Annotated in this window: 7 protein-coding genes; 3 read left to right on the top strand and 4 right to left on the bottom strand. The window is 34.0% G+C overall.

What is annotated here, in order from left to right; all coding sequences use genetic code 11:
• The first annotated feature begins 334 nt into the window (after positions 1 to 334).
• Positions 335 to 1,018 carry a hypothetical protein gene (locus UABHE_RS06195; protein ID WP_372369386.1) on the top strand — a complete coding sequence of 228 codons (684 nt, stop codon included), beginning with the start codon at positions 335 to 337 and terminating at the stop codon, positions 1,016 to 1,018.
• 163 nt (positions 1,019 to 1,181) lie between these two features.
• Positions 1,182 to 1,553 (top strand): VOC family protein, encoded by a 372-nt coding sequence (locus UABHE_RS06190; RefSeq protein WP_372369385.1) that lies wholly within the window; start codon positions 1,182 to 1,184, stop codon positions 1,551 to 1,553.
• A 170-nt stretch (positions 1,554 to 1,723) separates the two neighbouring features.
• Here the strand turns inward: UABHE_RS06190 and UABHE_RS06185 are convergent, their stop codons facing one another.
• Positions 1,724 to 4,396 (bottom strand): hypothetical protein, encoded by a 2,673-nt coding sequence (locus tag UABHE_RS06185; protein WP_372369384.1) that lies wholly within the window; start codon positions 4,394 to 4,396, stop codon positions 1,724 to 1,726.
• A gap of 63 nt (positions 4,397 to 4,459) precedes the next feature.
• Entirely contained in the window at positions 4,460 to 6,544 is a 2,085-nt protein-coding gene (locus tag UABHE_RS06180) for a protein kinase (protein ID WP_372369383.1), read from the bottom strand.
• Positions 6,545 to 6,673: 129 nt separating this feature from the next.
• On the opposite strand from UABHE_RS06180, the gene UABHE_RS06175 reads away from it, so the two are divergent.
• Positions 6,674 to 10,132 carry a tetratricopeptide repeat protein gene (locus tag UABHE_RS06175; RefSeq protein ID WP_372369382.1) on the top strand — a complete coding sequence of 1,153 codons (3,459 nt, stop codon included), beginning with the start codon at positions 6,674 to 6,676 and terminating at the stop codon, positions 10,130 to 10,132.
• A gap of 350 nt (positions 10,133 to 10,482) precedes the next feature.
• Here the strand turns inward: UABHE_RS06175 and ruvB are convergent, their stop codons facing one another.
• Together ruvB and UABHE_RS06165 are read right to left on the bottom strand one after the other, a co-directional pair.
• Positions 10,483 to 11,514 carry a Holliday junction branch migration DNA helicase RuvB gene (ruvB, locus tag UABHE_RS06170; protein WP_372369381.1) on the bottom strand — a complete coding sequence of 344 codons (1,032 nt, stop codon included), beginning with the start codon at positions 11,512 to 11,514 and terminating at the stop codon, positions 10,483 to 10,485.
• Positions 11,515 to 11,649: 135 nt separating this feature from the next.
• On the bottom strand, positions 11,650 to 14,148 hold the full coding sequence (locus UABHE_RS06165) for a hypothetical protein (RefSeq protein ID WP_372369380.1): 2,499 nt from the start codon (positions 14,146 to 14,148) through the stop codon (positions 11,650 to 11,652).
• Between the last annotated feature and the right edge of the window lie 11 nt (positions 14,149 to 14,159).

Raw genomic sequence — 14,159 nt, 5'->3', positions numbered from 1 at the left:
CAATTGTCTTCAAACCCAGATAAAACTATTCGGTGTTCTAGGGCGTGTCATCATTCAATACAGATAAAAATATAACGGATTCATTTAATGATACGCCAGTAGTATTGAGCCCGAGCCCGTTTGCGAGCCCGCGCCCGAAAACTTTTTGAGAGCGACAGAAAGTGATTTATTGGTTCAATACTAGTTTTTTGCGATGGAAAAAGAAACTTTGCTTCTTTGATAAATTGTTAGTGAAAGTTTCGGAAACGGGCTCGAAAAAACACACAATATTTTGAATGATGACACGCCCTAGCTACTTCATCATAATGCCTAATTTCAAAACGGAGAATTCGCAATGCGTAAAAACAAAAACACAATTGCGATCACGAAAATAGAACTTCTATTTGTGGTAACAATTCTATCAACTTTTTTGTCAATCGTTATTCCAGCCATTCAAAAGACTATATATATCTGTCGTATACCATCATCCAAATATATGATAAGCACAATCGATCAATCTCTTGCCATGTATAATAGTGATTTAGGAGCTTTTCCTCCTGATCGGCGTACCAATGTAAAACGAAAGCCACAAAATGCCAACGAATGCTCTCCGACAAATCGCGCTTCAACTCGTGGAGAATTCGACAATTCGGTGAGCGAATACTACGACGACAATCTCATACGCCATCTTGATGGAGACACATCAAATGATATGAGTATCGACGGCTACAACGATGTTTCGGTACGCTCTTTAGACAACTATCTGGATATATCTATATCACAAGAAAACGTAGTTTACAATGCAAGCAAGATGCCTATTCTCACTACCAAACATCACATTAGTCTTGATGACCCACTTAAAGATTCTACGATCAAATACAATGAATTAGATTCGGAAAGGCGCACTGAAAAATTCCAAAGAGATAATCCTGATCCGCGGCAAATGATTATACGTTTTGATACATACCAAATTTATTGCGAAGATAAAAATATTGATGAAAAAACTCCAGGAGACTTCATGACTAATTTTACAAATTAATACACATTTACGGTTTTGTTACTGTTTTTTGTTAATTTACGAAGTATACTAGAATTATACAAATGTTCTCAAACAAAACATGGGCTGGCGGGAAATCACTATTTGTTTGAAATACAAATTGATATTTTGACAGCTCACCCAAATTCAATTTAAGGATTTCAATATGGAGTTAGGTTGTCTTTCAATAAGCCTTACAGTAAAAGATATTAACGTTTCAAAAGAGTTTTATGAAAAATTAGGATTCAAAGCCTTTGCCGGAGACATTAATCAAAATTGGCTAATTATGAAAAATGGTGCGCATGCCATTGGATTATTTCAAGGAATGTTTGAAAAAAACATCATAACTTTTAATCCTGGTTGGGATCAAGATTGTAACAAGTTAGAATCCTTCGCTGACGTTCGCGAAATTCAAAAGCACTTAAAGTCAGAAGGAATTAAGCTAGATAAAGAAACAGATGAAAATGCGACTGGTCCTGGAAGCTGCGTTATTACAGATCCCGATGGAAATTCTATTTTGATCGACCAGCATGTTTAAAATTGATTGTTAAACTCTCACCCAAAACCTGGCCTTGGTTTTTCACAATTCAACTTTTGGTAACAGGCTCTCAAACAATCCTATTCGAAACAATTTGGTCTTCGAATAGGATTCGACTCGAATATTTGTCTTTGACAAATATGTTTATTAATATTTTCTTTGCAACAAAATTAGCGAAAATAAACCATTGTTCTTCCTAAAGAACGATAACCTTTTTGAACTTTTGTTCTAATATTTTCTGCAGGAAAGTTATGCAAAACAAACAACGCAACCAACATGTTCTTTAATGGTCTCTTAACAGGTTCTTTTCCCGTTTGAAAAATTTTCTTATTTCCCTGGAGGTTAGTCCACCAACGTTGGTATTTCTCTACAACTCCTAATATATCTCTTTTTTGTTGTTGCAAATTTGTGAGCGGTTGTAATTCTTTTTGGTATTTCCGTAGATCATCTTCATAATTCTCTTGTTGTAGCTTTTGACTCTGAAGAGTTTTTCGTGAATCTTTCAATTCACTTTTCCATTCAGGTAATCTAGTTTTTGCTTCTTCGCGCTCGGCTTCTTTTTGTCGTTGTTGTTTATCTAGTCTAGATAACGAGTTTCTAAATTCTTGTTTTTTATCTTTTAAAGAGTCTTTTTCTTTCCGCAAATCCCTTGCTTTTTCTTCGGCCTCCTGCAACTTATTATCTAGCTCTCGCAATTTATTTTCTGTTTTACTCAGATTATATTCAGCGGACTCTGCTTCGCGTTCAAGATCATTTTCTGTTCGTTCTCTTTGTTTGCGTTTGCTTTCTAAAGAACTCAAACTCCTCTTTAACCTTTGTTTTTCATTTTCGTCTTGCGTCTCGTTTATTCGCCGCTCTAGCCTATCTATATCTTTATCTATTTGCTTTATTTCATTATTAATTTCTTCAACATTATTCTCTCTATTGCGCAATTCCCTTCTTAATTCTGAAAGCTCATCGATAGAATTTCGTTTATGCTGTAAACTCGATACTTCATTTTCAGCTGAAGAAATATCTCCATCTATCCGCCTAGCTCTATTTTCTAATGAAGCGATATTTTTTCGCGATTTTTCTAGCTCTTTTTTTATTGCTTTTATTTCAATTGTTAGAGTATTGACTAAAGCAAGTTTATTCTTTAATGAAACGATTTGCTGTTCACTCTTATTGATCTTAGTTTTTAAATTTTCCAATTCAAATGTTGCTGTTTCTTTATTATTTATTGTTTGCGCAAACTTTAATTTTAGTTGGTAGATTTCACTGCCAAGGGATGCCATTTTTCCTGGAGAAAATGACCACGCAACCTCTTGTTGTTGTTTAAATAAGCGTAGCGGAAAAACATAACTTTTTTGAAAAGACATTTTTCTACGTATTTTTTTAACTATTTTACTATTCGAATCAATACCAAGAAATTTATCTAAAGACTTAATGTTATTTTGCATATAAAGGTACGCTTTTTGAAATTCTTCTTCCTTCGAAGCTTTAGAGCACTCTTTTTGTAAATAACGATAATAATCCTTCAATTTTTTAGGTAATAATTTGCGTAACACTTCTTGCTTTTTTTGCCATTCTTGTTTGGTAATCCATGTATTTTCATACAGCACAAACCCTTTGGCTTTTTGCTCAAGAGCATATTTTTTACTCGGTGTAACCCATTTATCTTTGTACTGAACTAACCCTTTGGCTTTTTGCTCGAACGTATATTTTTCGAGCGGAGTAATCCATTTGTCATTGTATTTAACAAGTCCTTTAGCTTTTTGTTCTAGAATGTATTTTTCACTTGAAGTAATCCACTTGCCTTTGTGTTCAATAAGCCCTTTAGCTTTTTGTTCTAGCGCATACTTTTCTTCAGAAGTAATCCATTTGTTATTGTATAGAATAAGCCCTTTAGCTTCTTGTTCTAGCGCATACTTTTCTTCAGAAGTGACCCATTTATCGTTGTATTTGACGAGTCCTTTAGCTTTTTGTTCTAGCGCATGTTTTTCTTCAGAAGTGATCCATTTATCGTTGTATTTAACAAGACCTTTCGCTTGCTGTATAAGCGCATAATCTTTTTCCGAGTTACCTTCAGAAGAATCAATTTCGTTGAAGGTCGCATTCTCATCAATATTTTGATTTTCTGAGCTCAATGCATTTTGTGCTAATGCTACAACAAAAACAAAAACAATTGCAGCTCCTATAAAAACAGCTAAAGTGTAAGATTTATCTTCCACAAGTTGTACAGCTAATAGCGGCTCTTCTTTCGTTCCTTCGCGCACTTCATAAATCATTTTTTGAACTTTTTTTATTCCTTTCTGAGCTGCTTCTGAATTCGAATTTAATTGCAAAGCTCCGTTATAACTTGCCAAAGCCATTTTAAGCGAACCTTGTTTGGCTAATATTGTTCCTTGGTTACACAATCTTTCGACAGTTGGTTTTATGGCAATAAGACCATCTAGAATAATAAGAGCTTGGTTCCAGTTTTTTTGGCGAGCGAAATCTTGAAACTGTCGCACTAAACGTTGCTCTTCATTTATATCTTCTTTACTTATTTCACTACCAGTGTTTACAATTTCGCTTTCATCATCTGACTTTAAGTCGCGAAGAAGTTCTTCGGCCTTAGCGATACCCTTGTGAGCAATTTCATAATCAGGTTTTATTTTTAAAGCCTTTTTGTAACCTTCAATTGCTAAGCCTATTTTTCCGAGCTGTAACAAAACAAAGCTGCGATTACACCATCTTTGAGGCGTTGCTCTGACCTTAATAAGTTCATCAAACATGACGAGCGCTTGATCCCACTCTTCGTTTTTGAGTAATTCTTGCAAATGGCCTTTAAACTTTCGCGCTTTCTGTTTTTTATCTTCCATTGTATATCCTATAAAATAGGCGACCAGAGAACTAATATTTCCTTCGGTCACTTAGTCTTGTATTTACTTATGTAGAATCGTAATTGTTTTAAAATCTGTGCACAATTTTGATAATGATTTTTGGTCATCCCTCGAAAGAGGAATAGGCAAATTGTGTAACCAGGCAATTAGTTTTTGATTATCAATAGCCGTTTCTTGGTAGAATAAAAGAATGTTTTCTTTTCCCACGTGTTCGTCGAACTCAAACCCTTCATACTTGTTAGGTATATAAATCATATTTTTGTTTTTGCTATATGTAGAAAAAGACTCTGTTTGTAATGCATTTTCGGTAGGAAAAATACATCCAACCTCACCTTTGCTATCTTTAAAGAACATACTCAAATGATGATTCTTTTTATGAGCAAAAATTCGTATTTGCAACTGATCTCCTTCAACAACATGGTCTATTTTTGAGATTGGTTCAAACATAGACTGCCCTTTTCGTCGCACCATAAAGTCAATAGCGAAAGGTTCAGGAGAAATAGAAAAACTTCCTAGTAATGTTTGCGTAAAGTTCTCATTAATGCCATAAATACGCCACACGATTTTTTGCTGTGAAGTATAAGAACCCATTTTTTTAGTTTTTAATCCTCTTGTAGCAAAAGAACTCATTACTCGTTCAATCTTTTTCAATGGTAATTTGTTGTGAGAAGGTAAAATTAACCAATCTTCGTGATGGGTAACTTCTTTCGCTGAAATCTGCAATACTTTATTTTTAGGCGTTACAAAATAGTTATCAAGAGTAAAAATTTTGCCATTTTTTCTAGCAAAGAAATATATATATGAATTGTTAACATTGCGAATAGTAATTTGATCTTTTGCTGTTAGAAAATATGGTTCTTTCGTTAAAATATTAGCATTTCTATATGTAATTGCAGGAAAAACAATTTTATGCTTTATCAAAAAGCCAGATATTACCGAGATAATAATCAATGCGCCCAAAGCAATGCTTAGATATTTTGTTGTTGGTCGCTCTTTTTTCATGCGCCGTTTACTAATGCGAGGTTTATCGCGAAGCGCAGCAATACTATCAGCGAATTGTCCAGCACTATCATAGCGTTCATCAATTTTCTTAGACATGGCCTTCATGCAAATTTTCTCTATTTCTACGCTAATATTTTTCTGAATGCTTCGAAGTGAAAGGGGAGGCACATTCATAATGCGATTCATAACTTCTATTTGCGTTTGGCCTGAAAATGGTAATATACCACCGAGAACTTGATACATAACAACCCCAAGAGAGTAAATATCACTTCGCGGTGAGACTTCTCCCCAATTTGAATCAATTTGCTCTGGAGACATATAATATACGGAACCAATTACTTGATTTTGTTTAGTCAACTCGCTCGCATTTTCCATCTTAACTAAACCAAAATCGACAATATGCGGTTGTTGTTCTTTATCTATCAAAATATTTTGAGCTTTAATGTCGCGATGAATAACTCCCATTTTATGGGCATAGTCTAAAGCTCGCGCTATTTTTTCAACGAGAATCAAAGCTTTTTCAATAGGAAGATCTTGCTTTATCAACTCACAGAGAGTCTGCCCCTCAATAAAATCCATCACAAAATAACAAATATTTTGTTGCTGACCACAATCAAAAATATTGACAATATTAGCATGTTGTAATTTCCCGCAAGCCTCTATTTCACGTAAAAATCTTTGCGAAGATCGATTAGAATGCATAGTCTTAATTGCAACATGCCGCTTTATATAAGGATCAAAAGCTTTAAAGACATCTCCCATTCCCCCTTGACCTATTTTTTTTATAATTTTATAACGACCGACTGTTGAAGGGCTATCTATTAATTTTGTAGGAGAATGCTGTAAAATATTTTGCTGAATTAACCAATCATAAAGGGAAACAGAAGGCCGTAATTGCAAATATTTTGTAACATAGTTTGCCAAATGTTTGGGTTCAAGAAGTTTATTTTGTAGAATAGATTGAACACTAAGCATTAACTTCTGTTGTTTAGAATTGATAATGTTCTTACTTAATAGAAAATCAATGAATGACATTGTTTTTTGGTATTGTTGGTAAATTTGCCAAGCTTTGTGCAACACCGCTTTGTCAGCAAATTGGCACTGAATAAGTATATACAATTCCATGTTTATTCCTAGCACAATAAAAGTATGTCACCAGCCAAAAGAAGGAAAATGTTTTAACTGACTACTTGTATGAATATATCTCATTTTAAAGATAACTTACTATTTTGTCAATCTTTAGGGAATTTGCTTATGAAATTTTTTCAGTTTTTTATTCTTGCGTATTGTTTGCCCCTGTGCACAATAGCACAAGAAGATATATTTACTATTCGATTAATTAACGAAGAGGTATTAAAACATATAGAAAACGCTCAATACAAAAAAGCTATTTCCAAAGGAAACAAAGCATACAACGCTTGCAAAAAAATGCTCGGAGAAGAACATATAGAAACACTTGCCATTGGCAACAATCTTGCTTTGTCTTACGACTACAGCGGTTTATTTCGCAAAGCAGAGACTTTATATTTAAAGTTGCTTCGCATAAAAAAGAGACAATACGGCCTAAAACACACAACGACTTTGTTAGCAATGAATAATCTTGGTTCTTTCTACCAAGAAATAGGGGATCCTCAAAAAAGTTTATCTATGTTATTACCTACTTACTCAATGCAACAGCAAATTTTAGGGAAAACACACCCCGATACACTAACAACAATGCAAAATTTAGCCGCTTTGTACAGTGATCTATCACTATTTGAAAAATCAGAACAACTACATACCGAGTGCTACGCACTTTTAAAACAGTTACTAGGTGAAGATCATCCTCACACATTGACCGAATATGCAAATTTTGCTTTCATGTATATAAAAATGGGAAAATTTACTATCGCTGCAAAAATGCTTGAGCACACTTGGAAAAAACGCAAAAAAATACTAGGAATTTTCCACCCGCACACTCTCTTTGCTAAAAGCAATCTTGCAAGCGTATACCGAGAAATGGGGCAATACAAACTAGCCATAAAAATGTACCAAGACACCGCAAATTCTTTTTCTAAAAAACTAGGAGAAAACCACTCTGATACTCTAATGTCTTATGCAAATCTAGCGGTATGTTACCAAGACCAAGGAAATTATAAAAAAAGCGAAAAATTATTGCGCTATGTTCTAAAAAAGCAACAAGTTTACTTAGGTAATAAACATAATTCTACTCTTACTTCCCTTAATAACCTTGCTGTACTTTTAGAAGAAAAAAGCCAATTTAATAAAGCGCAACAATTCTACATTAAGTCCTTAAAGTTTACAGAGCAAAACTATGGAGCTCATAGTATCAAAACTTTAACAACAAAAAATAACTTAGCCAATTTATTTCTAAAACAAGGGCATACAGAAAAAGCACAAGCAATATATTTATCAAACCTAAAAATAAGTAAAAAGTTCCTCGGCGAACTACATCCTTTTACAGTAAGTTCTGCGCACAATTTAATCAGTCTTTATTTGAGTAAGGGTTCTTTACTTAATCACGCTGATTTAGTGGAAGATACTTATCACAAGGCAAGTAAAGTTTGGGGTGTACACCATCCGACAACCGTAAAAAGTGGCACAAGTGTTGCTTGGATGTATGTACAATTAGGAAAATTTAAAAAAGCAGAGCAATTGTATATTACCCTACTACAAAATATACACCAAGTAGTAGGAGAAAATCACCCCCATGCTTTAGTTATTCAAAGAGGGCTAGCAGATATCTATATGTCCAATCGCAAATTCTTACTCGCACAAAAAATTTACAAACAAATACAAAAAACAATACAAAATATTTTTGGCGCTGAGCACCCAGAAACACTTTTAGCAATTAAAAATCTTGCCTCTTGTTACGCATCTTTAGGAAAGTATCGTATCGCGATGAAAACATATGATGAGAGTTTAAAAAGAACTCACATATTTATTCGTAGGGTTTTTGAAGGAAGTAACGAACAAACAAAGTTAACTCTTCTTAAAAAATATGATTTAATTAGAACAAGCTCTCTAAAATTTTACTTTTCTTTACTTCAAAGTGAAGTAATACCAAAAGAAATTCGTCAAAAAGCGCAAAATAAAATATTTGAAATTTCACTATTATATAAAAGTCTAGTATTGTTTTCAGCAAAAGAAACCCATAAACAAGCTATAGAAAACCCTAAACTACGTAACGAAATTCAACTTTTAAATCAAAAACGCAATCTATTATCTAAACTTTTTTTAAAGTCTCCTCTCGATCTTTTGGCATACCAAGAGCAAGTGCAACAGACTACTCAACAGATAGAAGAGCTAGAACAAAAACTAGGGGAAAAAACAGCTGTTTACAATACTTATAAATACGTGCAACCTAAGCATATCCAAAAACAATTACAAGATCACCAAGCAGTGGTAGATTTTTTAGCTTTTGAATGCGACACAACCCCTACTTTACTAACCATTATTGTTCGAAAAAGCGAAATTGTCGTCATTCCATCCACCGAATTAACAAATTTACAAAAAGATATCAAAAAATTTAATGAAGAAATTACCTTACAACTTCCGATAGAAAAAACAAGTAATACCATTTATAAAAATTTATGGATGCCTTTAGAAAAATATTTAACAGCAACGACAAAAGTATATCTAATCGCCGACGATGCCCTGCATTTACTAGCATTCAATGCTTTAATTGATAACAACCAAAAATACTTAATAGAGAAAATAAGTATTGAACCATTGACAATGGCACGCAACTTAGTTGAACAATCAAAATATACATCTAGCGGTAATATCACTATTTTTTCAGCGCCAGATTATGGGAATGCAAACAATTCAAGCGAAAAACGTTCCATAATAGATTTGCAGTTTCAGAAACTACCTTTCACGCAAACAGAGGCCGAATCAATAGCTCAAATCGCTCGTAGTAACAATAAAAAATCCTATATATTTAGTGGTGAAAAAGCCAGTAAGCAACAAATATTAAAAATCAAATCTCCACAAATTTTGCATATTGCAACCCACGGTTTCTTTTTAGAATCAAACGCAAAGTCCAGTGGAAATGATCGTGGTTTTACCAATGTAAATAGCACAACAAATATACCAGCACTACTTAAGAAAAATCCAATAGTAGAAAATCCGCTACTGAAATGCGGACTAGCATTTAGTAATGCTAATGTTAACAATGAAGGTATTATGACGGCACTTGAAGTCTTATCTCTAAATTTAACAAATACTCAACTCGTCGTTTTATCAGCATGCGAAACAGGAGTGGGATCAGTAGAACAAGGCGAAGGAGTGTATAGTTTGCAGCGCGCTTTTCAACAAGCGGGTGCAGGTGCGGTGCTCTCAACTTTATGGATACTAGATGATAGAGCAACAAATATTTTTATGAAGCGTTTTTACCAAAGTTTTCTAGGAGGGACCGCCCCCCAAAAATCACTACGTAAAACGCAATTAGCTTTTTTACATAGTCAAAAATACCAACATCCTTATTTTTGGGCTCCTTTTACCATGAATGGTCTAGATCATAATTTTAATGATGTAACTCAAAATAAAAATCGAAAACAACAAAACGCAAACTACCTATGGATAATTGCTATTATTTTTATCGCATTGCTACTGATTTTTACATTTATTATTTTTTCTAAGAAGAAACAACAAAAAGCCGTTGAGCAAAGACAAAAAAGACGTCAAAAACGCCTTTCAAATAGAATATAAGTACTGAGTTTTACACAAGAGCTATTCAAGCAACACTTATTTTTAAATTATTAATAGAATTCGTTTGTTGAGCTGAGAGACTAAGTCAAATTCAAAATAGATAATTTCTATCATACGTGATAATGTGAAGAGGGTGAAGCTCGACTACTATTGGCAGAAACTCAAATGTTATTGAAAGCATTCTTACTTTCGTAGAGATGACAGTGCAATAGGCGATTTCTAAATACAATAATCATACATACAGTATTTTCAGCCGTATTAGAAATTCCTTAATTCAATTCAAGAGTTGTCGAGCTTTACCTTCCAAAGTTATCATGTTGCGCACATAAGCAAATTCTTGTTTTAAAATCTTAGCTTTCAAAACCATCAAACAAACTAACTTGGCGGTTTGTCTTTACACCCATTACATCATATGCTTTTGCAGTTACCTTACGGCCGCGCGAAGTTTTCTGTAAAAAACCTTCTTGAATTAAAAATGGTTCGTATACAGACTCTATGCTATCATCTTCTTCGCCAACTGCGATAGCAAGTGTTTTTAATCCTACGGGACCACCACCATAATCGATAATTGTTTGCAGAATTCTACGATCTGTTTTATCAAGTCCACTTTCATCTACACCCAACATTGCTAGCCCTTGAGCTGCTATTTTCTCATCAATTACTCCGTTTTCTGTATGAACCTGAGCAACATCTCGAATACGGCGTAAAAAGCGGTTAGCTACGCGAGGAGTACCCCTTGAGCGACCAGCAATCATCATTGCCCCTTGATCCGTAATTGTACAATTCAGTATTTTTGCACTGCGCTGTATAATTTTAAATAGATCACCTACTGGATACAGCGACATTTTTTCATGTATCAAAAAACGCGCGCGAAAAGGGGCTGTAAGAAGTCCTTCCCTTGTCGTTGCTCCAATAAGAGTAAAAGGCTTGAGCTTTAAATTAATAGAACGAGCACTAGGTCCTTGATCAATCATAATGTCGATAGAAAAATCTTCCATTGCTGAGTATAAAAATTCTTCTACTGCCGAGTACATACGATGAATTTCATCTATAAATAAAATATCACCATGTGCTAAGTTTGTTAAAATGCCAGCTAAGTCTCCTGCGATTTTAAGCACGGGCCCCGAAGTAATTGTAATTTGTGCTCCGAGTTCTCTAGCAATAATACGAGCTAGGGTAGTCTTTCCTAAGCCTGGTGGTCCCGAAAGAAGAACATGGTCCAGTACTTCTTCGCGTAAAGTAGCGGCTTTAATATATGTTTTCAGGTTACTGAGCACTTGATTTTGACCAACAAATTGATCAAAAAGAAGTGGACGTAAACTAGCCTCTAACTCTTGATCTTCTTCCAGTTCATTTTTAGATAAAGATCTGTCTTCTTCCATTTTTTTCTCATCATATACGGTTAAATTACGGGTAAATACATATTGTAGTCTACATAAATTGTTATTTCCATAACTTTTTATCAAACTTGGGTAAAAAGACCTGTTAATAGTTGTTATACTCTGCAACAATATCGGTTACTTTGTCCACAAATCATTTACCTGTAGACCATAGTGAGAATCATTGTCGTACCATACAGTAAAATATTTACTTTTTATCCCCATAATGCGAGCACTAACGACACGCACAGGATCACTATCCACTTGCGCAACAACTCTTCCATATGCGTCGCGCACTTTTTTTCTACCTACATATGTCGTCGTTTTATCAACAACAGCAATGAGCTTTACATCATAAAAACCTGGGAACTCCCAATCAACACGGCCTTCACTGCTGCTTATACCATATTTTTCTAAAATTTTCTTTCTGAAACCGCGAAAAATTTTATAATGATCTAGTTCTATTTCGCGAAATCTACTCCAAATATCAGAATCCCAACCATAGAAAAACATTCCATCATGTTGTAAAAACCACCCTTTGTTACTCCAACCTAACTTGTCAAAGCTTGCACCAGAAAGAGCTTTTCCTTTGTGAACTTCTAATAAGTTCAGTATTTCTTCACGTTTAGGAGAAATATACTCAAAATGGCTGCCATAGCGTTTGAAATCCTTAGTTGTTTTTTGCGATTGTTGCGCAATACGTTTAAGTAATCGTTTTTTCAGCGAACGTAGTTCTAAATCAACAAGCTCTATATTTTTTGAAGCGCTTGTTTTTTCATCAAAAATCTTTTGCAACTCTTTGTCGTTACCTACTATTTTTTGCGCCATAGAAAAACTTTGCGACATAAAGTGCTCATTGTTATCTTTTCTAGCTTTTACACCTTCATCACAGTAAGCAATCACTGTCCATTTTTTAGCTAAAAAATAAGTATTTGCTATTTCTTGAGATAAATTATGGTCTGCTCCTAAACTCACTTGGGCTTTTTGATTTAGTTTATCAAGTTCTGTCATATAATGTTTAAAGCTTGCAGGAGAAAAATAAGGTGGTTTATGTTTTGTTATTTGTTCATTAAGACTTTTAGCCAATATATTTAAGCTCTTTTTTAAATCACTAATAATAGCAGTGTTTGCTAAATTACTAGTAAATTCATTTACTTCTTTTTGCGAAAGAGTCCACTCCTCCTTGAATTTCTCAATCAAAGAATGAGAGGTGTATTTTTTTTCGATTTCAAATAGTTTTTCATTGCCCATTTCAATATTACTACCAAACTGTTGAACAATACTGCGTGCTTCTGAATCTGATAATTTCTCAATTCGTTCAGGATTGTTATTGTAGTATTTCATCCACTCCTTGTTTTTATTGAGATAATACTCAACTTTACGCAAATCATATTTAATGTTTTTAGTTATTTTTGCATCTCGGGCTTTTTCGGCCTCATTTTTCAATATTTGAAATTTCTCTAAATACTCTTTATTGCGTTGTGGATATTTAGCAAGACCATCAGCAAGAGGTTGCGCCTGCTTGTAGTAGCCTGTTAATTTATCAGCATTGCCGTTTGCATATTTTACCCAACGAAAAATAGAGTCTAGTTTTTTCCGTAACTCTTTTTCCTCTTTCGAGAAAGCTGCACTCTGAGCTAACGGCTTTTTAACCGGTGGAACTTTATTTTGTTGAAGCCATTTTGATTTTTCTGCGCTAAGAGCACTGTATTCACTTAATTTTCGTTCGTACTGCGTTTTCCAATGATTACTTTTCTCTTGCCAATCTAATTTTTCTGCATTAGCGGTATTATATTCATTCAATTTTTGACTGTACTGCGTTTTCCAATGATTACTTTTCTGTTGCCACTCTAGCTTCTCTGCATTAACAGTATTATATTCGCTCAATTTTCGCTCGTACTGCGTTTTCCAATTACTACTTTCTTGTTGCCACTCTAGCTTCTCTGCATTAGCAGTATTATATTCATTCAATTTTTGCTCGTACTGTGCTTTCCAATGACTACTTTTTTGTTGCCACTCTAGCTTCTCTGCATTAGCAGTATTATATTCATTCAATTTTTGCTCGTACTTATCTTTCCAAACACTTGGAGTCTTGCTATTTAATTGTTGCTTTAGATACGAACGTTCTTCTTCCAACTTTTGTATTTTTTGTATCAATTCTAACTGTTTAGTCTCGCTATCATTTGGTAAACTTCTTAACGCTTTTTGATATTCAGCATATGAAGTATAGTCAGATAGAAAATAAGACAAGGACTTCACACTTCCAAAAACTAATATTTGCGATTCTTTAGTAGTAATTGTCCACTCATACTCGCCCACTAAATCGTTTTGAAAACTATCAACGTCTACAATTTTTATTTTAAGTCGATCTCCAGGAACAACGCTCACTTTTGAATTGATCACTTGATCAATTTCTTGTTTATTCTTGTAAAGTGTACTAGTAAATACTTTTGTCCATTTAATGTCACTTTGCTTGAAAATTTCAATTCTTACATCAGGCTTCTTGCCACTAAAATCCCAAGATTTGCCGTTTTCTTTTTTTGCGTTTATTTCGATAGAACTAATATACAATGTTTTAGCATTTTGTGCGTAACAAAACGCAAATAACAAAGAAAAAAAGACTATAATTCTTTTCATTGGTTTAACCA

It is taken from the genome of Candidatus Uabimicrobium helgolandensis (genome assembly GCF_041508025.1).
Classification (GTDB): Bacteria; Planctomycetota; Uabimicrobiia; order Uabimicrobiales; family Uabimicrobiaceae; genus Uabimicrobium; species Uabimicrobium helgolandensis.
The sequence above is the reverse complement of the archived record's forward strand: the minus strand, read 5'-3'. Positions and strand labels throughout refer to the sequence as shown.

Excerpts from the sequence above, each read along its gene's own strand:
- UABHE_RS06195 (WP_372369386.1), top strand. The coding sequence starts at position 335 with ATGCGTAAAAACAAAAACACAATTGCGATCACGAAAATAGAACTTCTA.
- UABHE_RS06190 (WP_372369385.1), top strand. The coding sequence starts at position 1,182 with ATGGAGTTAGGTTGTCTTTCAATAAGCCTTACAGTAAAAGATATTAAC.
- UABHE_RS06185 (WP_372369384.1), bottom strand. The coding sequence starts at position 4,396 with ATGGAAGATAAAAAACAGAAAGCGCGAAAGTTTAAAGGCCATTTGCAA.
- UABHE_RS06180 (WP_372369383.1), bottom strand. The coding sequence starts at position 6,544 with ATGGAATTGTATATACTTATTCAGTGCCAATTTGCTGACAAAGCGGTG.
- UABHE_RS06175 (WP_372369382.1), top strand. The coding sequence starts at position 6,674 with ATGAAATTTTTTCAGTTTTTTATTCTTGCGTATTGTTTGCCCCTGTGC.
- ruvB (WP_372369381.1), bottom strand. The coding sequence starts at position 11,514 with ATGGAAGAAGACAGATCTTTATCTAAAAATGAACTGGAAGAAGATCAA.
- UABHE_RS06165 (WP_372369380.1), bottom strand. The coding sequence starts at position 14,148 with ATGAAAAGAATTATAGTCTTTTTTTCTTTGTTATTTGCGTTTTGTTAC.